Here is a 23,684-nt window from a genome sequence, read left to right on the forward strand (position 1 = left end):
CGGGCCCACCACCCTAGGATTGGTGCGTGTCACGTGCCAGCCACTCGCATTGGGGTGCCTTCACCGCCGAACTGAGCGCCGGTGACATCTCGGCCGTGACGCCGATGGCCACCGATACCGACCCCTCACCACTGCTGGCGAACCTCCCCGGTTCGCTGCGGCACCGGGCCCGGGTGGCGGGGCCGGCCGTGCGCCGCGGCTGGCTGGACGACGGGCCCGGGCCCAGCGGTGCCCGCGGAGCCGACGAATTCGTCGCGGTCACGTGGGACGAACTCACCGAACTCCTCGCCGACGAACTGCGCCGCGTCATCGACAGCCACGGCAACGAGGCCATCTACGGCGGGTCCTACGGGTGGGCCAGCGCCGGGCGCTTCCATCACGCCCAGAGCCAGGTGCACCGGTTCCTCAAACTGCTCGGCGGCTACACCTCGTCGCGCCACTCGTACAGCCTGGGCGCCACCGGGGTCATCATGCCGCGGGTGGTCGGCACCCACGATGACCTGTTCAAACGTTCCACCGGATGGGATGTCATCGTCGAGCACACCGACCTGCTGGTCTGCTTCGGCGGTATCGCACTGAAGAACACCGGCATCAATCACGGTGGCACCACGGCACATCCGGCCCGTGCGGCGCTGCGCCGGTTCCGCGACCGCGGCGGTCAGATCGTGTCCTTCTCCCCGCTGCGCGACGATGTCGAGGGCGAATACGAGTGGCACGCACCGGTACCCGGTACCGATGTGGCGATCATGCTGGCGCTGGCCCATGTGCTGGCCACCGAGAATCTCGCGGACCGGGAGTTCCTGGCCACCTACTGCACCGGGTACGACCGGTTCGAGCGCTACCTGCTCGGCACCGACGACGGCATCCCGAAGTCGCCGGCCTGGGCGTCGGCCCTCAGCGGACTGCCCGCCGAGACCATCGCCACGCTGGCCCGCCGGATGGCTGCTGCCCGCACCCTGGTCACCGTGAGCTGGTCGCTACAACGCATCCGGCACGGCGAGCAGGCCCCGTGGATGGGCCTGACGCTGGCCGCGATGCTCGGTCAGATCGGGTTGCCCGGTGGCGGATTCGGGCACGGCTACGGGTCGATGAACGAACCGGGCCTGGCCCCGTTGCGATACCGGCTGCCCGTGCTGCCCCAGGGCCCCAATCCGGTGTCGACGTTCATCCCGGTCGCCGCGATCAGCGATATGCTCCTGCACCCGGGGGAAGAATACGACTACAACGGGCTGCGGCTGACCTACCCCGATATCCGGCTGGTCTACTGGGCGGGCGGGAACCCGTTCCACCACCACCAGAACATCCCGCGGCTGCGGCGGGCCCTGGCCCGGCCGGACACCGTCGTCGTGCACGACCCGTACTGGACGGCGATGGCCAAACACGCCGATATCGTCGTGCCCTCGACCACCGCCTATGAGCGCGAAGACTATTCGGGGTCGCGTAACGACCCGCTGCTGGTCGCGATGCGCGCGCTGACCGAGCCCTACGCCGAGTCCCGGGACGACTACGACACGTTCGCCGCCCTGGCCGAGCGCCTCGGTGTGGGTGACCAGTTCACCCAGGGCCGCACCGCGCGGCAATGGCTGCAGCACATGTACGAAAAGTGGGCGGCCGGACTCGATTTCGCGGCACCGACCTTCGACCAGTTCTGGGCCGACGGGCAGCTGCGGCTGCCCACCGAGCCCGGGCTGACCCTGCTGTCGGACTTCCGCGCCGACCCGCACACCCACCGGTTGCACACCCCGAGCGGGCGCATCGAGATCTTCTCGGCCGATATCGATGGTTTCGGTTATGCCGACTGCGTGGGCCATCCGGCCTGGTTCGAACCCACCGAATGGCTCGGCGGCGGGCGGGCCGCCACCTTCCCCCTGCATCTGCTGGCCAACCAGCCCGCGTCCCGCCTGCACAGCCAGCTCGATACCGGCGCACTCAGTCAGGGATCGAAAGTGTCTGGGCGCGAACCGATCCGGATGCACCCCGAGGATGCCGCCGAACGCGGGTTGGCCGACGGCGACGTGGTGCGGGTGTACAACGACCGGGGCGCATGCCTGGCCGGGGTGGTGACCGACGCCGGTGTGCGCGCCCGCGTGGTCCAGCTGTCGACGGGCGCCTGGTACGACCCGCTGGACCCGGCGGACCCGGATGCGCTGTGCGTGCACGGCAACCCGAACGTGCTCACCGACGACGTCGGCACATCCGCCTTGGCGCGGGGCTGCACCGGCGCGCACGTGCTGGTGCAGGTGGAGAAATTCGCCGGGCCCCTACCACCGGTGCGGGCTCATCAGCCTCCGGTGTTCGCCGAGCGCTGATCGGCGGGCAGCCGAGGGGCCACCAGGTCGATGAACGCGTCGGCCACCCGGTAGGCGTCCCCGATCGGGTAACCGTTGTGGATCGCCCCGGACAGCATGGTGCTGATGATGCCCCACAACATGATTGCGGTGTCGAACGACTCCTGGTGCCCCAGCGCGGCGAAGTCCGCGGCCAGGGTGCGCTGAGCGGTCTCGGCGAACTGCTGCATCAACGGCTGGGCGTTGGCATCGGTGGTGTTCTGCAACAGCATGCACACCTTGAAGAAGGCGGGCCAGCGCTCGAAGCTGGTGATGATATCGCGCACCTTCTGTCGCACCCGGCGCTCGGCCGGGCGGTCGTCCCGGGCATTGTCGTCGAACACCGGCTGCGCCCACTCCATCAGCACGGCGGCGTAGACGTGCTCCTTGGAACTGAAGTAGCGGTAGAGCGTGCCCAGCGCGACATCGGCCGCGACGGCGACGTCACGCATCTGGATCTGCTCATAGTCGTGCACCTTGAGCGCCGCCAGCGCCGCCGCCACGATCTGCGACCGGCGCGCCTGCTTGTAGCCCGGCAAGTCCGTGCTCGCGGTCATCGGACCTCAATTCTTCGGCAGTCCCAGGATCATCGTCGCGATGATATTCAGCTGGATCTCGACGGTGCCACCCCCGATCACCTCGGCGGGCATCATCAGACTCTGCGCCACGGCCGAGTGCTCGCCGCCGCCCACCATCGCCGCACGTCCGCTGAAGGCCAGCGCATCGGCGGTGACCCGCCGCACGATCTGCGCGGTCGCCACCTTGCCGACGCTGGAGGCCGGCCCCGGGCCGTGGCCCGCCAGGCGATTGAGGGTGTCCCGGACGGCAAGCGCGCCAATGGCATTCGAGCCGGCCCTGACCTCGCCGAGAGCCTGCCGGACCGCGCCCGCGTCTGCGCCGGACCGGCTCGCCAACGTGCGCAGTTCGCTCTCCTTGTCCAGCTTGATATAGGCCCCGATGGCGACCCGCTCGTTGGCCATCGTCGCCAGCGCATGCGACCAGCCCGCGGTCGGCTCCCCCACCAGCATGGCGTCGGGCACGAAGACGTCGTCGAAGAACACCTCGTTGAAGTGTTCTTCACCGCTTGCCGTGCGCAACGGCCGCACCCGAATGCCCGGTGTCGCCATGTCCACCAGGAAGTACCCGATTCCCTTGTGCTTCTTGGCATCGGGATCGGTGCGGGCCAGCAGAGCACCCCAGTCGGCACGCTGCGCCGACGAGGTCCAGACCTTCTGCCCGTTCACCAGCCAGCCGCCGTCGGTCTTGGTGGCCCGGGTCGACAGCGACGCCAGATCGGAACCCGCGCCGGGCTCGGAGAACAGCTGGCACCAGCCGATCTCGCCGCGCAGTGTCGGATCGGCGAACTGGGCCCGCTGCGCATCGGATCCGGCGGCCAGCACGGTCGGCAGGATCCACTGCGCGATGCCCAGTGACGGGCGGACCAGATTCGGCCGCTTCTCGAACTCCTCGTCGATGATCAACTGTTGGACGGGACTGGCATCCAGTCCCCACGGCGCGGGCAGGTACGGCGCGACCAGGCCCGCGGCCGCCAGGGCGGTCCGCTGCGGCCCGGTCCAGAATTCCGCGTATTCCGGGTTCTGCCGGCCCGGAGTGTCGTTGCTCAACTGCGCCGCACGGTCCAGCGTCGAGGCGACGATGGCCCGGAAATCCGGTTCCACGTCCTCGATCTCGATGCTGAAATCGCGTCCCGGCCAGCTCGGATCACCCAGGGCGTGTGCCCATTCGCTGCGCGATCCCACGGCTGCGGCCAGGCTGATCGCGCGCTTCCAGTACAGATGCAAATCGTGCTCCCAGGTGTAGCCGATGGCGCCGAACATGGTCAGCGCGTCGATCACCAGCTCGGGCAGCCGGCAGACGGCCACGATGGCGGCGCCGGCGGCGGCGATATGGTGCTGGGGTACGGACTGGTCCGCGGCGCGGACCGCGTCCCACGCCGACGCGGCGGCCAGCTCACTGTTGATGAACAGCATCGCCGCTTTGTGCTGGAGGGCCTGAAACGACCCGATGGGGCGGCCGAACTGTTCCCGGACCTTCAGGTAGGCCACCACGTTGTCCACACACCAGCGGGCGATACCGGCGGCTTCGGCTGCCAGCAGGCTCACGGCGATACACCGGGCACGCACCGCATCGATACCGGTGAGCACATCGTCGACGCCGACGCGGACACCGTCGATCTGCAGCACGCCCACATCACGGGTCAGGTCGGTGGGGGTCTGCGCCGCCACGTGCACCCCGGCCGTGGCGGTGTCGAGGACGAACCAGTGCAGCGCACCGGAATCGGTGCCCGCACTGACGATGACCCGTTCGGCCCCGCACAGGCCGATCTCCGGGCCGACGGCCCCTGACAACGACCAGCCGACGTCGGTGGCCGCCGCGCGCAGCTGCCCGGCCTGCGGCAGGACCAGCGTCGCCGGGTGGCCGGCCACGATATCGGCGAGCAGCCGCGCGGCGGCGGTTGCCGGTTCCGCGGTCGCGGCCACCGCCCCGGCGATCACGGTCGGTAGCAGCGGTCCGGGCAGCAGACCGTAGCCGGCGGCGTCGATGACGCAGGCGGCCTCGGCCAGGCCGCCACCCTGTCCGCCGATGTGTTCGGGCAGGTGTACCGCGTGCAGGCCCTGATCCACCAGCGCGGCCCAGAACCCCGGTCGCCCGCCGGCCGCGAGCTCGTCGAACTGCGACCGGGTCAGCTCCAGGCCGCCGTGCCTGGCCGCGAAACCTGCCATCGCGTCGGTGATCTGCACCTGCTCGTCGGTCAGCGCCAATGCCACGGTGTGGGCCCTCCCTAGCCTGCGGTGTAGTGCAAGAGTGTCACCCCGGCGTCCGGTTCGTCGCCGGGGATGTCGGTGAACACCGGGGTGACCGGCATTCCCACCCGCAGTGCGTCGGCATCGATGCCGACGAACTCGGTGGCCAACCGCGGCCCTTCCCGCCACTGCACGACCCCGAGCAGGTGCGGCACGGCGTCGGCGAACTGCGGCGCGACGGGCCGCTGCGCGACAGCGAAGCTGACGACCGTTCCCGCGCCCGAGATCTGGCGCCATTCCAGGTCATCGGCCAGGGTGCCGGGTGCCAGGACCCGAGGGTAGAACACGTACGCGTCCGACGACGGCGAGTACTGGATCCAGATCTCGTGGCGGCGCAACCCATCCCAGAACGGCGCGGAGGTCGGCGTGGCCAGCGGAAGCGGCCTGCCCAACGGAATGGTCATCTAGTCGCCCTCCAAGACGAGCGCTTCCTGTTCGCTCAGCACACCGCCGTTGCCCGAGACGAAGGCGCGGTGACAGTCGGGCACCTGGGTCTGGCCGGCGCGACCCATCAACTGCCGGGTGGCATCGCAGATATGGTGCATCCCACCGGCATTGCCCGGCTGGCCGTAGCCCAACTGGCCGCCCGCGGTGTTCATCGGGAAGTCGCCGCGGAACGTGAGGTCGTGGTCGGTGACGAATTGCATCCCCTTGCCCTTCTCGCAGAAGCCGGCGTCTTCGAGGGTGAGCAGCGCGGTGATGGTGTAGCAGTCATAGATCGACACCATGTCCATATCGGCGGGAGTCAGTCCCGCCATGCCGAAGGCCGACCCGGCGACCTTGACCATCGGGGTCTGCAACGGGTCTGCCGCGTAGACGGGCGACTTGTAGGGCACCCGCTCGCCGAAGCCCTTCACCCAGACCGGCCGGTGACGGCTTTTACGGGCCAGTTCCGCGCTGGTGACCAGCACCGCCGAACCGCCCATGCACGGCATCACGATCTCGAGCATGTGCAGCGGGGACGCGATGATGGGACTGTCGAGCACATCGGCGACGGTCAGCGGTTTGTCCTTGAACACCGCCCCCGGGGTGTGGTTGGCGTTGACCCGTTGGTCGACGACGATCTTGGCCATCGCCGACTCGTCGTAACCGTATGCGGCGGCGTACATCTGGGCGACCTGCGCGTAGGGACCGTTCTGTCCCAGGTAACCGTAGGGAATCTCGAATTCGGCCTGCGGGGACCCGTAGCGAAAGCTGGACGCACCGAAGTACAGGGCGTCCCCCGGGTCGTACGGCCGCTGCGCCGACATCGGGGTGAGGTAGTTGGCCGGGATCGCGCAGAGCACCGCCTGACAGATCCCCAATTCGATGGCCGCCGCGGCGCGCCAGACCATCGCCGCACCGGAGGCGCCGCCCAGATCGACGATTTCGGCGAAGTTCACCGCCAGCCCCAGATATTCGGCGACGGTCGACGGAACGAACAGCTGCGATTCCATCACTCCGCAGGTCACCAGGCCGTCGACCTGATCGGCCGACAGTCCCGCGTCGGCGATCGCCGCCGCGGCCAACCGGGCCCACTGTTCGAGGATGAACTCCGGTGCACCGGTCGGCCTCCGGGTGGCCGGCAACTCGTGGAAGCCGACGATGGCGGCCTCGCCCCGCAATCCCATGCGGCGCTCCCTTCTCCAGACCAGGCGACATTATTAGAATGAGATTCTACTTTCAATTCCTCCACAAAGGAAGCCGCCTGGATCGCAGGTCGCCGCGGCAACTTCGCTATTAACGTCTCCGTTACCGCGCCCGGTGCGACGATCGCTGCGGGACGATGCCGTCGGACGACGAGGTGAGCAGATGGATATCGCAAAACGATCCGTACTGACCGTGCTGGCGCTGCTGACGGCGGTGTTCGTCGCCATCGGTGCGACGATGAGCATGGCCGTCGCCCTGGCCGCGACCGTGCTCCTGGTGCCCGGCACCGGTGTCCCGGATGCGACCAAGGTGGACAACTACATCGCCCACGCGCTGGACTACTACGTCGCGCCCTACACACCGTCGTGCTCGAGCACGTCGACCGACTGCACGGTGAAACCCATCGACTACCCGGCACAGTTCTGGCCCATCCCGCTGGCCGGGTGGGGCGGCCTCAGCGGCGCCAAGTGGGATGTGTCGACGGGTAAGGGCCTGGCCACCCTCGAATCCACACTCGACGGGACACTGCATCCGACGCCACCCGGAACACCGAACACCCCGATCGTCATCTTCGGGTACTCGCAAGGCGGCAATATCGTCAGCCGCGAGAAGCGCAATCTCGGTGATCTGGGCGCCAATCCGGACGCCATCTCATTCGTGATGATCGGGAACACCAACCGGCCCAACGGCGGACTGTTCGAACGGCTCGCCCTCCTGGGGCACGTACCGATCCTGGACGCCACCTTCGGCCTGCCCGCGCCGACCAACACCTGTGACGAGCGCTGCGCCACCGATATCGCGTTCGAGTACGACGGCGTATCCGACTTCCCGCTTTATCCGCTCAACGCACTGGCCACCCTCAACGCCCTGGCCGGCTTCTGGTACGTGCACGGCAGTTACCTGGCACCCAATGGCCGCACCGGTCCGAACGAACTACCCGACGGATACACCGAAGACGAGCTGAAAGCTGAACTCGACAACCAGGCCAACTGGAGCGACTACGGCGACACCCGCTACATCACCATCCCCACCAAGACGCTGCCGCTGGTGCGGCCGTTCCTGGAATTCGGCGGGTTCACCCACACCACCTTCATCGTCAAGCCGATCGTGGACCTGCTCGAACCGGTCCTGCGCGTGCTCATCGACACCGGGTACGACCGCACCCTCAGCCCCGGCGTGCCAGCCCCCTTCCGGCTGATCCCGCTCAACATCAACCCCGTCAAGCTCACCGGCGACATCGTCAAGGCCCTCGGCGAAGGCGTCAAGGCCGCGCTCGCCGATATCGGCATCAAAGCACCGCCGAAGCCCGCACCTGTCACCTCGACCAACCTGGCCGCGGCGAATGCCACCTCAAACAACCTGGCGACCGCCAAGAAGGATGCTCAGCAAGCCCCGAAAACCTTGGTGGACAACAAGACCGAAGCCACCGAAGCCGGCGACAACAAGAAGACCGAGACCCCGGAGGCCACCGACACCAAGACCGAGCCGCCCAGCACGCCCGTCACACCCCGGCCCAAGGTGCGTGGGCCGATCGGCTCCGGGCCGCTGGCCCAGCTGGTACGTCAGTTCCACGACGCCGTGACCGGCAAGCACGGCACCACCTCCGGCACCACCAAGACCGGCACCGACGCGCAGACCCCGCCTGAGACCAAACCGGACACCACATCTGAATCGAAGCCCGAAACCACGAGCACCACCGCAGAATCCACCACACCGGCGGCCGCCAAGGACAGCAGCTCAACAGCCGCGGCGGCGGCCTGACCCGTCCGCGTCTATCCGCTGCTGTACTCGCGCAGGCTCGCGGCCAGCGAAACCGGCACCCGCGCGGCGATTCTGGTGCCGTCCGCGGTGTGCTCGGTCGTGTCGATACGCCCCTCGGCGTGCACCCGGGCCACCAGGTCACCCCGGTCGTACGGGATGGTCACGTCGACGAAGGCGTCGGTCGGTTCGACCAGGGCGGTCAACCGCTGCTGCAGCAGGTCGAGTCCCTCGCCGGTGCGTGCGGACACGAACACCGCGTCGGGTAGCGCACGGCGCAGTTGGGCCAGGGCCAGATCCCCGGCGGCGTCGATCTTGTTGACCACCACGAGTTCGGGCGCCACGGGCCGGTCATGCTCGGCGTACACATCGCGCACCACCTGGCGCACGGCACTGATCTGGGCCATCGGATTCACATCGGAGCCGTCGACGACGTGTACCAGCAGATCCGCATCGACGACCTCCTCCAGCGTCGAGCGGAACGCCTCGACCAGCTGAGTGGGCAGGTGCCGCACGAATCCGACGGTATCGGTGAGCACGAACGGGCGACCGTCCGCCAGTTGCCCGCGCCGCGTGGTGGGTTCCAGGGTGGCGAACAACGCGTTCTCCACCAGCACCCCGGCACCCGTGAGCGCGTTGAGCAGACTGGACTTACCCGCGTTGGTATAGCCGACGATCGCCACCGCGGGGATGTCGGCCGAGCGCCGCTTGCCCCGCTGGGTATCGCGAATCTTCTTCATATCGCGAATCTCGCGGCGCAGCTTGCTCATTCGCTCGCGGATGCGGCGCCGGTCGGTCTCGATCTTCGTCTCACCGGGACCGCGGGTGCCCACCCCACCGCTGCTGCCGCCGGCGCCGCCGCCCTGGCGCGACATCGACTCGCCCCAGCCCCGCAGCCTGGGCAGCATGTACTCCATCTGCGCGAAGGCCACCTGAGCCTTGCCCTCGGCGGAGGTCGCGTGCTGGGCGAAGATGTCCAGGATCAACGCGGTGCGGTCGATGACCTTGACCTTGACGATCTTTTCCAGCGAGTTCAGCTGGGCCGGGGACAGCTCGCCGTCGCAGATGACGGTGTCGGCACCGGTGGCCAGCACCATCTCGCGCAGTTCCTGTGCCTTGCCCGATCCGATGTAGGTCGAGGGATCCGGCTTGTCGCGGCGCTGGACCAGCCCTTCGAGCACTTCCGAGCCGGCGGTCTCGGCCAGGGCGGCCAATTCGGCCAGGCTGGCATCGGCATCCGCGGCGCTGCCCTCGGTCCACACCCCCACCAGCACCACCCGCTCGAGGCGCAACTGGCGGTATTCGACCTCGGTGACATCGGCCAGTTCGGTCGACAGGCCGGCCACGCGGCGCAGCGCGGCGCGGTCTTCGAGGGCGAGTTCGCCGACGGTCGGGTCGCGATGCGGAGATTCAGTCATGAGTGATACCGATGGTGGCACGCCCGGTTGCCGATTGGCGAACCGTTTTCGGCGATGCCGAAGATCGGGCCCGGTTCAAATCTGTGCATCCCACCAGGTGTCGGCGAGCTCGCCGTGGGCGACGAGCACCGATGGGCCGCGCAGGTAGCTGGTCGCCTCGGTGACGGTGACGGTGACCTCGCCGCCGGGGATCCGCACCAGCAGCGAACCGGTGCTCGCCCCGGTGTGCTGCAGGGCTGCGACCACTGCGGCCACCGTTCCCGTTCCACAGGAACGGGTTTCGCCGACACCACGTTCGTGTACCCGCATCGAGACGAACCCGTCGACCGGCGGGCCGGAGCGCCGCGACTCGGGGAGTTTCTGGGGCGCGGTCAGCACCTCGACGTTGACCCCTTCGGGGAACTGCGCCGCATCGAAGGACACCGGCGCCGCGACATCGAGCACCGCCAGCGCCGTCGTGCTGAGGTCGGTCACGCACGCCAGGTGCGGGTTGCCGACGTCGACGGCCAGCCCGTCGAAGCTGCGCCCGGCGACGACGGCCGATCCGCTTCCCACCACGTTCGCCTTGCCCATGTCGACGGTCACCTCGGCGTTGACGCCATCGCCGTGGTGCACCACCACCGGGCGCGGCCCGGCCAGCGATCCCACGACGAATTCGTCGCGTCGCTCCAGCCCGGAGGCCCGCAGGTAGTGGGTGAACACCCGGACCCCGTTCCCGCACATCTGGGCGATCGAACCGTCGGCATTGCGGTAGTCCATGTACCAGTCCTGCGCAGCCACCCCTTCGGGCAGCACCCCGAAGACCCCGGCGCGCAATGCCGCGCCGGCGGTGGTGACACGCAGCACGCCGTCTGCCCCCAGTCCGCGGCGCCGGTCGCACAATGCGGACACCGCGGCCGGTGTCAGATCCAGGGCGGCGTTGAGGTCGGGCAGCAGCACGAAATCGTTCTGCGTACCGTGCCCCTTCGCGAACTTCATTTGTCCAGGATAGCCATTGCGGCCTTGGCCAGGTCCGCCGCCGAACCGTCGAGCCAGTGCACCCGGTGGTCGCGGCGGAACCAGGACCGTTGCCGGCGCACATAGCGGCGGGTACCCACGAAGGTCGGTTCCCGCGCGGACGATCCGTCGCCGCCGGCGTCCAAGTCGGCCAGCACCTGGGCGTAACCCAGCGCCCGCGACGCCGTCACGCCCGTGCGCAGCCCCTCGGCGATCAGTCCCGTCACTTCGGCGACCAGCCCGTCATCGAACATCGCATCGGTGCGTTGCTGCAGCCGCTCGTCCAAAACAGCGGTGTCCCAGTCCAATCCGATGATCGCGGTGTCCCAGCGCGGTGTGCCGATCCGGGGCGCCGAGGCGGCGAACGGCTGGCCGGTGAGTTCCACCACCTCCAGCGCGCGCACGATGCGCCTGCCGTCACTGTCCAGGATGGAAGCGCCGGCCTGCGGATCGACCCGGGTGAGTTCGGCGTGCAGGGCCGCGACACCCACCTCGGCCAGCCGCGCCTCCCAGCGGGCCCGCACCTCCGGGTCGGTGGCCGGGAACGACCACTGATCCAACAGCGACTGGATGTAGAGCATCGATCCGCCGACGATCACCGGTACCGCGCCGCGGTTCATGATCGCCTCGATATCGGCGGCGGCGCTTTCCTGGTAGCGCGCGACCGACGCGTTCACGGTGACGTCGATGACATCGAGTTGGTGATGCGGGATGCCGCGGCGCTGCGCGACGGGAAGTTTGGCGGTGCCGATGTCCATGCCCCGGTAGAGCTGCATCGCGTCGGCGTTCACGATCTCCCCGCCGAGCTGTTCGGCCAGGTCCAGCGCCAGCGCCGATTTGCCGGTGCCGGTGGGTCCGATGACGGCGACCGGCCTCACGGTGCATCTCCCCCGGTCGCTGCGCTCCAGCCCGCCGGTGCATCTCCCCCGGTCGCTGCGCTCCAGCCCGCCGGTGCACATCCCCCCGCCGGCGTCCACACACCCACGAAGTAGCCCACCCCGTAGGGCGCCCCGCGGTAGAGCTCCTGGGCGACGGAGGGATTCCCCAGCCCGGCCAGCACCTGATAGGCGGCCCGGCCCACCACATTCGGGTCCAGCCGGGCCAGCGCTGCGGTGTCACCCGTGGCCAGGGCATCGTCGAGCGCCTGCTGGACGGCAGGCGAATCCGGGTCGTGCCCACCGGGGGCCGACGCGGTCAGGGTGTGCATACCGTCGGCGACGACGAGCACGCCGATGGCGTCGCCGGTCTGGTCGATCGCGGCGCGCAGCTCACGCCCGGCGGCCAGTGCCGCGGGCGTATCCAGATCGTCGCGGTACACCCTCACCTCGGCGCATGCCTGCGCTGCCACCTGCGCCCGCACCCACCCGGCGATCAGCGCGCACAGCGGCAGCTCGGTCACCGGGCCGGCCGCGTCGGGCGACAGACGCACCCGCAGATCGACCCCGTAACCGGCGAAGGTGCCCAGCTCACCGGGCCCGATCAGCCCGGTGTCGCGGCCCGTCCCGACCACGATCCAGCGCGACGGCAGGGCCGAGGCCGCCGTCATGACAGCCGTGCGCATATCCGCCAGTTCGGCGGCGGCCGCGCCGGCAAGCTCCGGCACCAGCACAGGAGCCGACGGGATCACTGCGATGGCGGCCAACACGCCAGCCACGTTAGCGCGAGCGGCGGGTGGGCTCCGCCGCCCAACCCGCCCCACCGCGGGCCGGCACCGCGACGACCAGCGCGGCGAGTGCCGCCGGAGCGGCGATATCGGCGTCGCGCCTCCGCCGAATCGGGCGGTCCGGGAACCCGACAACGGGCACGCATCGCGAAGGCGTGCGCATGTCCGCCGGTGACCTGCTTCAATAGCGTGCGGAAGCTATTGGGCGCCGCGTCGCGCGGCAGGTGCGCGGATCACACCGCGCGGAGGTGTGAGGAACAGTGATGACGACCAGCGATTCGAATACTCCCAAGCCGGCGCCGCGCCCCGGGCCGAGGCCGGGCCCACGTCCGGGTCCCCATCCGAGCGCCGCACCCGCCGCGGTCCCGGTCGCCCCGGCCCCGGCCACCAGTGCCGTCGATCCGCACCGGTTCGGGCGCGTCGACCCCGACGGCACCGTGGTGTTGATCACCTCCGCCGGTGAGCGGGTCATCGGCTCCTGGCAGGCCGGTGATGCCGAGGCCGCGTTCGTCCACTTCGGACGCCGCTACGACGATCTGCACACCGAGGTCGCCCTGCTCGAGACGCGACTCGCCTCGGGCAGCGGTGACGCCCGCAAGATCAAGACGGCCGCGGCCGGCCTGCTGGAGGGGCTGCCGAACGCCGCCGTGCTCGGCGACGTCGATGCCGTGCACGCCAGGCTGACCGCCATCGTCGAGCATGCCGGCGACGCCGCGGCCGCCGAACGCGCGCGGCGCGACGAACACCGCGCCACGCAAACCGCCCGCAAGGAAGCGCTGGCCGCCGAAGCCGAGGAGCTTGCCGCCACCTCCACCCAGTGGAAGGCCGCCGGGGACCGGCTGCGCGAGATCCTCGACGAGTGGCGCACCATCACCGGGCTGGACCGTAAGACCGACGACGCCCTGTGGAAGCGGTACTCGGCCGCCCGGGAGGCGTTCAACCGGCGCCGAGGTTCGCATTTCGCGGAGCTCGACCGGGAACGCGTCGGTGTCCGGCAGGCCAAGGAAGCCCTGTGCGAGCAGGCCGAGCGACTCAGCGATTCGACCGACTGGGCCGCCACCGCGTCGACCTTCCGCGATCTGCTGGCCCAGTGGAAAGCCGCCGGCCGGGCTGCCAAGGATGTCGACGACGCTCTCTGGGCCCGGTTCAAGGCCGCCCAGGACACGTTCTTCGCGGCGCGTAACGCCATCAATGCCGAGCGCGACGCCGAGTTCGGGGCGAATGCGGCGGCCAAGGAGGCACTACTGGTCGAGGCCGAGGCGCTCGACGTCAGCGATCCCGATGCTGCGCGGGCGGCATTTCGCGCGATCGGCGACAAGTGGGACGCCATCGGCAAGGTGCCGCGCGAACGTTCGGCCGAACTCGAACGCCGGATGCGGGCGGTCGAGAAGAAGGTCCGCGACGCCAGTGCGGTGAACCATGTCGACGCCGAGGCGCAGGCCCGCGCCGACCAGTTCCGCGAGCGCGCCGAACAGTTCGAGAAGCAGGCCGAGAAGGCGGAGGCCGCCGGGCGCACCAAGGACGCCGAGCAGGCCCGAGCCAGCGCCGCGCAGTGGCGCGAATGGGCGGGGACCGCCGCCGAGGCCGTGCACAAGAAGCGCTAGGCGGTCGACTCAGTCCGCTTTCGTCGCCGGCGGATCGTCGCCGCCGAAATCGTCGAGCAGGCCCTTGCTTTGCCGCTGTGCGACCGCGCGGCGGCGCTGCTCCTCGGCGGCCAGCTGTACGGCGGTGCGCGCCCATACCACCCGCGCCCAGTTGTAGGTCAGCAGGATGATCGCGATCCAGCCGATGATCAGCCCGATGCCCGGTCCGGGATGTCCGTGCGTGGCGGTCTGGCGCGACCACACGGCCAGCATGCCGGCCGGGCATGCGACCGCCGTGCCGGCCAGCGCGATCCAGGACAGCGTCCAGCGCCGGGTCAGTAGCGCGGCGATGGAGAAGCCCACGCCGAACACCAGGGCCAGCCAGACGAACACCCGCGAAGGCAGTGCCACGCCGTCGTTGATGGCCGTCTGGTCGCCGGTCAGCACATCGAGTCCGCGGGTGCCGCCCATGTGCGGCAGCACGAACGACAGTGCCACCACGAACACCAGCACGGCGACCACGACGGCTCGTGCACCGGGGTCGATCTCGGAGGCCACGCGGCGCTCGGCGGCCTCAATATCGTCCTTGTAGGCGTCGAAATTCTTGTCGCTCATCGCGAGCACCCCGCTTGTGCCGGCGCCTGCGCCGGCTCGCCGATACCGGGCATGCCGAGGCCCACCCCGGTCACCGGGCGCTGTCCCGCGGCGTGCGCGTCCCCGGCTCGGGTGCGGCGATGACTCAGGACGGCACCGTCGGCCACCAGGTGATGGGGCGCTGCCCGGGTGATCTCCGTCGTCACGATGTCACCCGGCCGGATCTGCGCCGCACCGGGGGCGAAGTGCACCAGGCGACCGTCGCGGGCCCGGCCGGACATTCGGGACGTGGCCGCATCCTTACGCCCTTCGCCGGCCGCGACCAGCAGTTCGACCGTGCTGCCGATCTGTGCCTTGTTCTCCTGCCAGGAGATGTCCTCCTGCAGCGCGATCAGGCGCTGATAGCGTTCCGTGACAACGGCTTTGGGCAGCTGATCGGGCAGTTCGGCGGCCGGCGTGCCGGGCCGTTTGGAGTACTGGAAGGTGTACGCGCCGGCGAATCGCGCCTGACGCACCACATCCAGGGTCGCCTGGAAGTCCTCCTCGGTTTCGCCGGGGAACCCGACGATGATGTCGGTGGTGATCGCGGCGCTCGGGATCGCCGAACGCACCCGGTCGATGATGCCGAGGTAGCGCTCGGCCCGGTAGGACCGGCGCATCGCCTTGAGCACCCGATCCGAACCGGACTGCAGCGGCATGTGCAGGGTCGGGCAGACATTCGGGGTGGTGGCCATGGCCTCGATCACGTCATCGGTGAATTCGGCCGGGTGCGGGGAGGTGAACCGTACCCGTTCCAGGCCCTCGATACGTCCGCACGCGCGCAGCAGATCGGCGAACGCGCCGCGGTTACGCGGAATATCGGGGTCGGCGAACGACACACCGTAGGCGTTGACGTTCTGCCCCAGCAGGGTGATCTCGAGCACTCCCTGGTCGACCAGCGTCTGCACTTCGGCCAGGATATCGCCGGGCCGGCGGTCGACCTCTTTGCCGCGCAACGACGGGACGATGCAGAACGTGCACGTGTTGTTGCACCCCACCGAGATGGAAACCCACGCCGCGTAAGCGGATTCACGCGAGGCCGGCAGCGCCGACGGGAATTCTTGCAGCACCTCCGCGATTTCCACCTGCGCCGCTCGCTGATGCCTGGCCCGTTCCAGCAGCACCGGCAGTGACCCGATGTTGTGGGTGCCGAACACCACGTCGACCCACGGGGCCTTGGTGAGCACTGCGTCGCGGTCCTTCTGCGCCAGGCAGCCGCCGACGGCGATCTGCATGTTGGGGTCGGCGCTGCGCCGGGGCGCGAGGTGGCTGAGATTGCCGTAGAGCTTGTTGTCGGCGTTCTCGCGCACCGCGCACGTGTTGAACACCACGATATCGGCGTCGGCGCCCTCCTCGGCCGCAACGTAGCCGGCGGCGTCGAGCAGCCCGGCGAGCCGTTCGGAATCGTGCACGTTCATCTGACAGCCGTACGTGCGCACCTGGTAGGTGCGTGGGGTCGGATCAGCGCCTACGGACGCCTTGCCCTCGCGCGCCACCATGGAAGTCACGACAATCATGTTACGGGGGTGTCGATACGCCCCAAGCTGAGCGTTACCTGGGTAGGGTCAGAACCCATGACCACCGCGACCTCGGTCCCGATGATCTCGATACAGGGGGTCGACAAACACTTCGGTTCCCTGCATGTCCTCAAGGACATCAACCTCGACGTGCCGCGCGGGCAGGTCGTGGTGATCCTCGGACCATCGGGTTCTGGCAAGTCGACGCTGTGCCGGACGATCAATCGGCTCGAACCCATCGACTCGGGCACCATTGCCATCGACGGCGTCGTCCTGCCCGAGGAGGGACGCAAACTGGCGCAGCTGCGTTCCGACGTCGGCATGGTTTTCCAGTCGTTCAATCTGTTCGCGCACAAGACAATTCTGGAAAACGTCATGCTGGCGCCGGTCAAGGTGCGTAAGACCGACAAGGACAAGGCCCGCACCGAGGCGCAGGCGCTGCTGGAGCGAGTCGGGATCGCCAGCCAGGCCGACAAGTATCCGGCGCAGTTGTCCGGCGGCCAGCAGCAGCGCGTGGCCATCGCACGGTCGCTGGCGATGCACCCCAAGGTGATGTTGTTCGACGAACCGACCAGTGCCCTCGATCCGGAGATGATCAAAGAGGTGCTGGCCGTGATGACCGACCTCGCCACCGAGGGGATGACCATGCTGGTGGTCACCCATGAGATGGGATTCGCCCGGCGGGCGTCGCAACGTGTGGTGTTCATGGCCGACGGCGCGGTGGTCGAGGACGCCGAACCCGAGCAATTCTTCACCAATCCACAGTCGGACCGCGCCAAAGACTTCCTCGGCAAGATCCTGAACCACTGAATCAGTAAGGAGCGCTCATGTCATCGCGAATCCGGGTAGCCGCCGCCCTCTTGGTGGCCGCCGCCCTGCCGTTGTCGCTGGCCGCCTGCGGTGGCGGGGGCAACGACAGCAAGAAGGTGACCGTCGGCATCAAGTTCGACCAGCCCGGCCTGGGCCTGAAGAATCCGGACGGCACCTTCAGCGGTTTCGACGTGGACGTCGCGACGTATGTCGCCGGCCAACTCGGATACAAGCCGGAGGACATCGAATTCAAGGAGTCCCCCTCGGGGCAGCGCGAGACGCTGATCCAGAACGACCAGGTCGACTACATCGTGGCCACCTATTCGATCACCGATGCCCGCAAGGAGAAGGTCGACTTCGCCGGGCCCTACCTGATCACCGGGCAGAGTCTGCTGGTCAAGGCCGACAACTCCGATATCACCGGCCCCGAGTCGCTGCAGAACAACAAGAAGCTCTGCTCGGTCAGCGGCTCCACCCCCGCGCAGCGCATCAAGGACAAGTACCCCGGCGTGCAGTTGCAGCAGTACGACACCTATTCGGCCTGCGTCGAGGCGCTCAAGACCGGTGCGATCGACGCGGTGACCACCGATGAGGTGATCCTGGCCGGTTACGCCGCCCAGAGCCCGGGCACCTTCAAGATCGTCGGCAAGCCGTTCTCCGAGGAGCGCTACGGCATCGGCCTGAAGAAGGGCGATACCGAACTGCGCACCAAGATCAACGACGCCATCACCAAGATGGAAGCCGACGGCGCCTGGAAGGCGGCCTTCGACAAGAATCTCGGTCCGGCCGGTATCGCCACACCGACGCCGCCGACCGTCGACAAGTAGGCGGGCAGCCGGTGCTGCATTTCGGCGGGCGCGACTACAACATCCTCGGCGCGTTCGCGACGACGGTCGAACTGACCGCCTACGCCGCGGTCGGTGCGGTGATCCTGGGCACCCTGCTCGCGGCGATGCGGCTGTCCCCGGTGCCCATCATGCGGGCGATGGGCACCACCTACGTCAACGTGGTGCGCAACACCCCGCTGACGCTGATCCTGGTGTTCTGCTCGTTGGGGCTGGCGAACACCTTGCACATCACCCTGACCGATCCGAAGTCGCCGACGTCGATCGTCGACAGCAACTTCCGGCTGGCGGTGCTCGGATTGACGGTCTATACGGCGTCGTTCGTGTGTGAGGCGATCCGGTCCGGGGTGAACACCGTGCCCATCGGGCAGGCCGAAGCGGCCCGATCACTCGGTCTGACGTTCAGCCAGAATCTGCGGATCATCCTGCTGCCGCAGGCGTTTCGTGCGGTCATCATCCCGTTGGGCTCGGTGCTGATCGCGCTGACCAAGAACACCACCATCGCCTCGGCGATCGGCGTGGCCGAGGCCGCCCTGCTGATGAAGGAGATGATCGAGAACTCCTCGGCGCTGCTGGTCGTCGGTGGGATCTTCGCGGCCGGATTCGTGATCCTGACCTTGCCCATGGGGTTGCTCTTCGGCTGGCTCGGCAAACGCTGGGCGGTGCTGCGATGAGCGGGTCCGTTCTCTATGACGCCCCCGGCCCCCGGGCCCGGGTGCGGCACGCGATTCTCGCCGTGGCGACGGTGGCGGTGTTCGCCCTGATCTTCGGCTGGCTGATCTGGAAGTTCGCCGCCGCGGGACAGTTCACGGCGGCCAAGTGGGAGCCGTTCCTGACCGCAAACCTCTGGAAGAACTACGTGCTGGAGGGTGTGCAGGGCACCTTGACCGCCGCGGCCCTGTCCATCGTGCTGGCGCTGGCGCTCGGTTGCGTACTGGGCGTGGGCCGGTTATCCCCGGTGCCTGTGGTGAGCTGGGCGTGCGCGACGTTCGTGGAGTTCTTCCGCGCGGTGCCGGTGCTCATCATGATGCTGTTCGCGTATGCGCTGTTCGCGGCGTACGACGTGTTCCCCTCGAAACAGCTGGCCCTGGCGGGCGTGGTCACCGGGCTGACGCTGTACAACAGTGCGGTGATCGCCGAGATCGTCCGGACCGGTGTGCACGCCCTTCCCCGCGGGCAGGGCGAAGCCGCCTCGGCCCTGGGTCTGACGTGGGGGCAGACCATGCGCTCGATCCTGTTGCCGCAGGCCATCACGTCGATGTTGCCGGTGCTGGTATCGCAGATGGTGGTGGTCCTCAAGGACACCGCGATCGGCTACCAGATCACCTTTGTCGAGATGGTCCGCCAGGGCACCAGCGTCGGGACGTCCTACGGCAACTTGATCCCCGCGCTGATGGTGATCGCAGCGCTGATGATCAGCCTGAACTTCGCCCTATCGGCACTGGCCACCCGCCTGGAAGCCCGCTTACGCCGGTCCAAGAAGGGGCCGGAACCGCTGGCCGCCCGACCGTTGGTACAGGACGGCTCCGCGGTCTAGACGACGGACGTCCGCTAGACGACCCGCCGGGCCCGCTCCTGCGCCAGCTGCGTCTTGACCACATCGAAAGCCATGGTCTGGTGGTAACCCCGGCGGGCCAGCATGCCGACCAGCCGCCGGGTGACCTTGGCTTCGTCGTCGAGGTTCTCCCGGCGCAGCCTGGCGGCCACCAACTGCTCGGCCTGCACCCGCCACTCCCCCGCGTCGACGCTGTCGAGCGTCTCGGCGATCACCTCGGCGTCCACCCCTTTGGTGCGGAGCTCAGAGGCCAACGCGCGCTTGCCTTTTCCGGAGTTGGCACGCCGGGAGCGCACCCACTCCTGCGCGAAGGCGGTGTCGTCGATGAGCCCGACCTGGGTGAGCCGGTCCAGCACCCGGGCGCTGATATCGTCCGGGTAGCCCCGCTTGGTCAGCTGCGCTTCGAGTTCGGCCCGGGTGCGGGCTCGCACGGTGAGCAGACGCAGGCACACATCCCGCGCCTGCTCCTCGCGCTTGGGTCCCTCGGCCGGCCCGGTCTCAGAAGTCGACTGGGGCGGGCAGAACGTCATCACTGGTCACCACGGCACCGATGCCGAGCTTTTCCTTGATCTTCTTCTCGACCTCGTTGCCGACATCGGGATTCTCCAGCAGGAACTTCCGGGCGTTCTCTTTACCCTGCCCGAGCTGTTCGCCCTCATAGGTGAACCATGAGCCGGACTTGCGGATGAAGCCGTGCTCAACACCCATATCGATGAGCGAGCCCTCCCGGCTGATGCCGTGCCCGTACAGAATGTCGAACTCGGCCTGCTTGAACGGCGGGGACACCTTGTTCTTGACGACCTTCACCCGGGTGCGGTTACCCACGGCGTCGGTGCCGTCCTTGAGCGTCTCGATCCGGCGGACGTCCAGACGCACGGAGGCGTAGAACTTGAGCGCTTTACCGCCGGTCGTGGTCTCGGGCGAACCGAACATCACACCGATCTTCTCGCGCAGCTGGTTGATGAAGATCGCGGTGGTGTTCGAATTGTTCAGCGCACCAGTCATCTTCCGCAGCGCCTGGCTCATCAGGCGGGCCTGCAGGCCGACGTGGCTGTCGCCCATCTCACCCTCGATCTCGGCGCGCGGCACCAGGGCGGCCACCGAGTCGATGACCAGGATGTCCAGCGCGCCGGAACGCACCAGCATGTCGGCGATCTCCAGGGCCTGCTCACCGGTGTCGGGCTGGGACACCAGCAATGCGTCGGTGTCCACGCCGAGCTTCTGGGCATATTCGGGGTCCAGCGCGTGCTCGGCGTCGATGAAGGCGGCGATACCGCCGGCGGCCTGGGCATTGGCCACCGCGTGCAGGGCGACGGTGGTCTTACCCGAGGATTCCGGGCCGTAGATCTCGACCACCCGGCCTCGCGGCAGGCCACCGATACCCAGCGCCACGTCCAGCGCGATCGACCCGGTGGGGATGACCGAGATGGGCTGACGCACCTCCTCACCGAGGCGCATGACCGAGCCCTTGCCGTAATTCTTCTCGATCTGGGCCATCGCCAGTTCGAGTGCCTTTTCGCGATCCGGTGCCTGTGGCGCCATGGTGATACCTCTCCGGTAGTCGTGCGGTTGACCGGTGTTCCGATCGGTTGGGCGTGACACTAAGACAAACCACCGACAAGTCCGCTCAGTCGATTGCCCACCACATTAGCGAACAGGTGTTCGAAGGCAAGGTGACACGCCGCACCCGTGGCGGGAGGACCCGTGACCGTCCGGCGCAGACGGCTTCGTTGTGCCTCCGCCGATCTGGACCTATCGTGGATTGATCCAGCCCGGATCGGGGCACATGTGCACGAGTTGTCCATCACCCAGAGCGTCGTCGATGCGGTATGCGAGCATGCCGCGGGCCGCCGGGTGCACAGCGTCAGGGTCGAGGTGGGCGCACTGTGCGCGGTGGCACCCGATGCGATGCGGTTCTGTTTCGACCTGGCCGCCGCGGGGACCGTCGCCGACGGCGCACGGCTGGACCTGGACATCCCACCCGGCTCGGCCCACTGCCGAGGATGCGGCGCACGCTTCGCGGTGACCGACCCGATCCTGCTGTGCCGCTGCGGCAGCGCCGACGTCGAGGTACTCACCGGCCGGGAACTCAAGATCCTGTCGATGGAAGTGAGCTGAGATGTGCGCCACCTGTGGCTGCGGCGAGGACGCGGCGATCATCACCCTGCCCGGGCACCACTCGCACGACCATCCACATTCCCACGACCACCCACACAGCCACTCCCCTACCGAGACCATTTCGCTGGAACAGAAGGTTCTCGCGAAGAACGACCACATCGCCCACCTGAATCGGGCCCGGCTGGCGGAGAGAAATATCCTGGCCCTCAACATCACCAGTTCACCGGGGGCCGGCAAGACCACCCTTCTCGAACGCACCATCAGCGGGCTGACCCCGCATCGCACCATCGCCGTCATCGAAGGCGATCAGGAAACCCTGCTCGATGCCGAACGCATCCGGGCCGCCGGTGCGCGGGCCGTGCAGGTGAATACCGGGGCGGGCTGTCATCTCGATGCGCAGATGATCGAGAGTGCATTGAATACCCTTGCCCCTGAGCCGAATTCACTGCTGTTCATCGAGAACGTCGGCAATCTGGTCTGCCCGGCGCTGTTCGACCTGGGCGAGCGCGCGATGGTGGTCGTCATCTCGGTCACCGAAGGCGCAGACAAGCCGCTGAAGTATCCGCACATGTTCGCGGCGGCGGGATTGATCATCGTCAACAAGGTCGATCTGCTCCCCTACGTGGACTTCGACCTCGATGTCTTCGGGCACGCGGTGCGCTCGGTGAACCCGACAGCGGACGTCCTGCTGCTGTCGGCGGCGACGGGCCAGGGCATGAGAGCCTGGTACGACTGGATCGACTCCGGCCCTGGCGTTTTGGGCGAGCGGAGGTCCGGGTCCACCCGATCCATTGACAAGGCAAACCCCTCGGAGTAAACCGAGTAACAGCACCGCACAACGGGCCGTACGTCGACTCCTGCGGTGGCGGGGATCCAGCTCATCCCCGGGAAGATCGACGCAGGGGCCCAGCCCGTCCCGGAAAGAACTGCGCTATGCCCACTTCGGCAGCAGTCAAAGCAGAAGAGACGTTGATCCACGTGCTCTGGATCAACGCCGGTCTGAGTTGCGATGGCGATTCCGTGGCGTTGACTGCCGCCACCCAGCCCAGCATCGAGGAGATCGCGCTCGGCGCCCTTCCCGGCCTGCCCAAGATCGCCGTGCACTGGCCGCTGATCGACTTCGAATGCGGCCCGGCCGGCGGCGCCGACGACTTCCTCGAGTGGTTCTTCCGAGCCGACCGCGGCGAATTGGAGCCGTTCGTGCTGGTCGTCGAGGGATCGATACCCAACGAGCAGCTACACGAGGACGGCTACTGGTGCGGGTTCGGCAACGACCCCGCCACCGGACAACCGATGACGACCAGCGAATGGCTGGATCGGTTGGCTCCCAAGGCAACCGCGGTGGTGGCCGTGGGCACCTGTGCGACCTACGGCGGCATCCATGCGATGGCCGGAAACCCGACCGGCGCGATGGGTGTGCCCGACTACCTCGGCTGGGACTGGAAGAGCAAGGCGGGTATCCCCATCGTCTGCGTCCCGGGCTGCCCCATCCATCCCGACAACCTGTCCGAGACGCTCACGTACCTGTTGTACATGGCGACCGACCAAGCTCCGATGATCCCGCTGGACGAGGCGTTGCGGCCGACGTGGCTGTTCGGGGCGACTGTGCATGAGGGTTGCGATCGGGCCGGATACTACGAACAGGGCGACTTCGCCCGTGAGTACGGTTCGCCCAAATGCATTGTCAAACTTGGCTGTTGGGGTCCGGTCGTGAAATGCAACGTGCCGAAACGGGGCTGGATCAACGGGATCGGTGGCTGCCCGAATGTGGGTGGTATCTGTATCGGCTGCACCATGCCGGGGTTCCCGGACAAGTTCATGCCCTTCATGGACGAGCCGCCGGGCGGCAAGGTGTCCACCGCGGCGTCGGGTCTGTACGGCTCGGTCATCCGCAGCCTGCGGCACATCACCGGACACACCGTGGACCAGGAACCACGCTGGCGGCACCGGGGCACCACGCTCGAATCGGGTGCCACCCGCACCTGGTGACTGCGAACGGCTGCGGCT

At 68.2% G+C, this 23,684-nt stretch carries 22 protein-coding genes and 1 pseudogene; 10 read left to right on the forward strand and 13 right to left on the reverse strand.

Annotated elements, in window-relative coordinates; translation table 11 throughout:
- Positions 1–26 precede the first annotated feature (26 nt).
- Complete coding sequence (locus H7J86_RS03645) at positions 27–2,309, forward strand: molybdopterin guanine dinucleotide-containing S/N-oxide reductase (RefSeq protein WP_267289419.1); 2,283 nt, start codon at positions 27–29, stop codon at positions 2,307–2,309.
- Here the strand turns inward: H7J86_RS03645 and H7J86_RS03650 are convergent.
- Genes H7J86_RS03650 through H7J86_RS03665 form a run of 4 tightly spaced genes read right to left on the reverse strand, consistent with a single transcriptional unit; the run spans position 2,282 to position 6,762 of the window.
- Positions 2,282–2,884 (reverse strand): TetR/AcrR family transcriptional regulator, encoded by a 603-nt coding sequence (locus H7J86_RS03650; protein ID WP_187099063.1) that lies wholly within the window; start codon positions 2,882–2,884, stop codon positions 2,282–2,284. The two genes, H7J86_RS03645 and H7J86_RS03650, sit on opposite strands and share 28 nt — an antisense overlap.
- Positions 2,885–2,890: 6 nt before the next feature.
- Positions 2,891–5,116, reverse strand: a complete 2,226-nt coding sequence (locus H7J86_RS03655; RefSeq protein ID WP_267289421.1) for an acyl-CoA dehydrogenase family protein — start codon at positions 5,114–5,116, stop codon at positions 2,891–2,893.
- Between the two features lie 14 nt (positions 5,117–5,130).
- The gene (locus H7J86_RS03660; RefSeq protein ID WP_267289423.1) at positions 5,131–5,556 is read right to left on the reverse strand and encodes a Zn-ribbon domain-containing OB-fold protein; all 426 of its coding nucleotides are present in this window, start codon (positions 5,554–5,556) and stop codon (positions 5,131–5,133) included.
- Complete coding sequence (locus H7J86_RS03665; RefSeq protein WP_090356528.1) at positions 5,557–6,762, reverse strand: thiolase family protein; 1,206 nt, start codon at positions 6,760–6,762, stop codon at positions 5,557–5,559.
- Between the two features lie 181 nt (positions 6,763–6,943).
- On the opposite strand from H7J86_RS03665, the gene H7J86_RS03670 reads away from it, so the two are divergent.
- On the forward strand, positions 6,944–8,542 hold the full coding sequence (locus H7J86_RS03670; protein ID WP_267289425.1) for a PE-PPE domain-containing protein: 1,599 nt from the start codon (positions 6,944–6,946) through the stop codon (positions 8,540–8,542).
- 11 nt (positions 8,543–8,553) lie between these two features.
- On the opposite strand, the gene hflX is transcribed toward H7J86_RS03670, so the two are convergent.
- From hflX to H7J86_RS03695, 5 genes are all read right to left on the reverse strand, one after another.
- Positions 8,554–9,957, reverse strand: coding sequence for a GTPase HflX (gene hflX, locus H7J86_RS03675; protein ID WP_090356531.1), 1,404 nt, complete (start codon positions 9,955–9,957; stop codon positions 8,554–8,556).
- A 75-nt stretch (positions 9,958–10,032) separates the two neighbouring features.
- Positions 10,033–10,935: a diaminopimelate epimerase gene (dapF, locus tag H7J86_RS03680; RefSeq protein WP_267289427.1), complete on the reverse strand. Its 903-nt coding sequence runs from the start codon at positions 10,933–10,935 to the stop codon at positions 10,033–10,035.
- Positions 10,932–11,831, reverse strand: a complete 900-nt coding sequence (gene miaA, locus H7J86_RS03685; protein WP_267289429.1) for a tRNA (adenosine(37)-N6)-dimethylallyltransferase MiaA — start codon at positions 11,829–11,831, stop codon at positions 10,932–10,934. Before miaA ends, dapF begins: the two co-directional genes overlap by 4 nt.
- Positions 11,828–12,598, reverse strand: coding sequence for a class III extradiol ring-cleavage dioxygenase family protein (locus H7J86_RS03690; RefSeq protein ID WP_267289431.1), 771 nt, complete (start codon positions 12,596–12,598; stop codon positions 11,828–11,830). Before H7J86_RS03690 ends, miaA begins: the two co-directional genes overlap by 4 nt.
- 10 nt (positions 12,599–12,608) lie before the next feature.
- Entirely contained in the window at positions 12,609–12,779 is a 171-nt protein-coding gene (locus tag H7J86_RS03695) for a hypothetical protein (protein ID WP_267289433.1), read from the reverse strand.
- Positions 12,780–12,879: 100 nt separating this feature from the next.
- On the opposite strand from H7J86_RS03695, the gene H7J86_RS03700 reads away from it, so the two are divergent.
- Positions 12,880–14,220 carry a DUF349 domain-containing protein gene (locus H7J86_RS03700; protein ID WP_267289435.1) on the forward strand — a complete coding sequence of 447 codons (1,341 nt, stop codon included), beginning with the start codon at positions 12,880–12,882 and terminating at the stop codon, positions 14,218–14,220.
- A 9-nt stretch (positions 14,221–14,229) separates the two neighbouring features.
- On the opposite strand, the gene H7J86_RS03705 is transcribed toward H7J86_RS03700, so the two are convergent.
- Together H7J86_RS03705 and miaB are read right to left on the reverse strand one after the other, a co-directional pair.
- Entirely contained in the window at positions 14,230–14,814 is a 585-nt protein-coding gene (locus tag H7J86_RS03705) for an Rv2732c family membrane protein (RefSeq protein WP_187099053.1), read from the reverse strand.
- A complete protein-coding gene (miaB, locus tag H7J86_RS03710; protein WP_267290563.1) occupies positions 14,811–16,331 on the reverse strand; it encodes a tRNA (N6-isopentenyl adenosine(37)-C2)-methylthiotransferase MiaB in 1,521 nt (506 codons plus the stop codon). The genes H7J86_RS03705 and miaB overlap by 4 nt, the downstream gene beginning before the upstream one ends.
- Before the next feature lie 99 nt (positions 16,332–16,430).
- On the opposite strand from miaB, the gene H7J86_RS03715 reads away from it, so the two are divergent.
- The 4 genes from H7J86_RS03715 to H7J86_RS03730 are packed head-to-tail and all read left to right on the forward strand — an operon-like array spanning position 16,431 to position 19,541.
- Entirely contained in the window at positions 16,431–17,159 is a 729-nt protein-coding gene (locus H7J86_RS03715; RefSeq protein WP_267290565.1) for an amino acid ABC transporter ATP-binding protein, read from the forward strand.
- Positions 17,160–17,176: 17 nt separating this feature from the next.
- A complete protein-coding gene (locus H7J86_RS03720; RefSeq protein ID WP_267289437.1) occupies positions 17,177–17,986 on the forward strand; it encodes a glutamate ABC transporter substrate-binding protein in 810 nt (269 codons plus the stop codon).
- Positions 17,987–17,997: 11 nt separating this feature from the next.
- Entirely contained in the window at positions 17,998–18,678 is a 681-nt protein-coding gene (locus H7J86_RS03725) for an amino acid ABC transporter permease (protein ID WP_090356545.1), read from the forward strand.
- A complete protein-coding gene (locus H7J86_RS03730; RefSeq protein ID WP_090356546.1) occupies positions 18,675–19,541 on the forward strand; it encodes an amino acid ABC transporter permease in 867 nt (288 codons plus the stop codon). Before H7J86_RS03725 ends, H7J86_RS03730 begins: the two co-directional genes overlap by 4 nt.
- A 14-nt stretch (positions 19,542–19,555) precedes the next feature.
- Here the strand turns inward: H7J86_RS03730 and recX are convergent, their stop codons facing one another.
- Both recX and recA read right to left on the reverse strand, forming a co-directional pair.
- Complete coding sequence (gene recX / locus H7J86_RS03735; protein WP_187099049.1) at positions 19,556–20,089, reverse strand: recombination regulator RecX; 534 nt, start codon at positions 20,087–20,089, stop codon at positions 19,556–19,558.
- A 19-nt stretch (positions 20,090–20,108) separates the two neighbouring features.
- Positions 20,109–21,101 (reverse strand): annotated as a pseudogene (gene recA, locus H7J86_RS03740) (recombinase RecA); the annotation flags it as partial.
- A gap of 246 nt (positions 21,102–21,347) precedes the next feature.
- On the opposite strand from recA, the gene H7J86_RS03745 reads away from it, so the two are divergent.
- The 3 genes from H7J86_RS03745 to H7J86_RS03755 all read left to right on the forward strand — a co-directional run bounded on the left by H7J86_RS03745 (position 21,348) and on the right by H7J86_RS03755 (position 23,666).
- Positions 21,348–21,677: a hydrogenase maturation nickel metallochaperone HypA/HybF gene (locus H7J86_RS03745; protein WP_267290567.1), complete on the forward strand. Its 330-nt coding sequence runs from the start codon at positions 21,348–21,350 to the stop codon at positions 21,675–21,677.
- Position 21,678: 1 nt separating this feature from the next.
- Positions 21,679–22,494 (forward strand): hydrogenase nickel incorporation protein HypB, encoded by an 816-nt coding sequence (gene hypB, locus H7J86_RS03750; RefSeq protein WP_267289439.1) that lies wholly within the window; start codon positions 21,679–21,681, stop codon positions 22,492–22,494.
- A 116-nt stretch (positions 22,495–22,610) separates the two neighbouring features.
- Positions 22,611–23,666: an NADH-quinone oxidoreductase subunit B family protein gene (locus tag H7J86_RS03755; protein WP_090356553.1), complete on the forward strand. Its 1,056-nt coding sequence runs from the start codon at positions 22,611–22,613 to the stop codon at positions 23,664–23,666.
- Positions 23,667–23,684 lie beyond the last annotated feature (18 nt).

The organism is Mycobacterium hackensackense (genome assembly GCF_025822555.1).
Classification (GTDB): domain Bacteria; phylum Actinomycetota; class Actinomycetes; order Mycobacteriales; family Mycobacteriaceae; genus Mycobacterium; species Mycobacterium fluoranthenivorans.

Bases quoted from the DNA above. Each gene is read 5' to 3' on its own strand.
- H7J86_RS03660 (WP_267289423.1), bottom strand. From the start codon at position 5,556: ATGACCATTCCGTTGGGCAGGCCGCTTCCGCTGGCCACGCCGACCTCC.
- H7J86_RS03720 (WP_267289437.1), top strand. From the start codon at position 17,177: ATGTCATCGCGAATCCGGGTAGCCGCCGCCCTCTTGGTGGCCGCCGCC.
- H7J86_RS03650 (WP_187099063.1), bottom strand. From the start codon at position 2,884: ATGACCGCGAGCACGGACTTGCCGGGCTACAAGCAGGCGCGCCGGTCG.
- H7J86_RS03705 (WP_187099053.1), bottom strand. From the start codon at position 14,814: ATGAGCGACAAGAATTTCGACGCCTACAAGGACGATATTGAGGCCGCC.
- H7J86_RS03730 (WP_090356546.1), top strand. From the start codon at position 18,675: ATGAGCGGGTCCGTTCTCTATGACGCCCCCGGCCCCCGGGCCCGGGTG.
- H7J86_RS03665 (WP_090356528.1), bottom strand. From the start codon at position 6,762: ATGGGATTGCGGGGCGAGGCCGCCATCGTCGGCTTCCACGAGTTGCCG.
- dapF (WP_267289427.1), bottom strand. From the start codon at position 10,935: ATGAAGTTCGCGAAGGGGCACGGTACGCAGAACGATTTCGTGCTGCTG.
- H7J86_RS03695 (WP_267289433.1), bottom strand. From the start codon at position 12,779: ATGCGCACGCCTTCGCGATGCGTGCCCGTTGTCGGGTTCCCGGACCGC.
- hypB (WP_267289439.1), top strand. From the start codon at position 21,679: ATGTGCGCCACCTGTGGCTGCGGCGAGGACGCGGCGATCATCACCCTG.
- H7J86_RS03715 (WP_267290565.1), top strand. From the start codon at position 16,431: ATGATCTCGATACAGGGGGTCGACAAACACTTCGGTTCCCTGCATGTC.
- hflX (WP_090356531.1), bottom strand. From the start codon at position 9,957: ATGACTGAATCTCCGCATCGCGACCCGACCGTCGGCGAACTCGCCCTC.
- H7J86_RS03670 (WP_267289425.1), top strand. From the start codon at position 6,944: ATGGATATCGCAAAACGATCCGTACTGACCGTGCTGGCGCTGCTGACG.
- H7J86_RS03755 (WP_090356553.1), top strand. From the start codon at position 22,611: ATGCCCACTTCGGCAGCAGTCAAAGCAGAAGAGACGTTGATCCACGTG.
- recX (WP_187099049.1), bottom strand. From the start codon at position 20,089: ATGACGTTCTGCCCGCCCCAGTCGACTTCTGAGACCGGGCCGGCCGAG.
- miaB (WP_267290563.1), bottom strand. From the start codon at position 16,331: ATGGTGGCGCGCGAGGGCAAGGCGTCCGTAGGCGCTGATCCGACCCCA.
- H7J86_RS03700 (WP_267289435.1), top strand. From the start codon at position 12,880: ATGACGACCAGCGATTCGAATACTCCCAAGCCGGCGCCGCGCCCCGGG.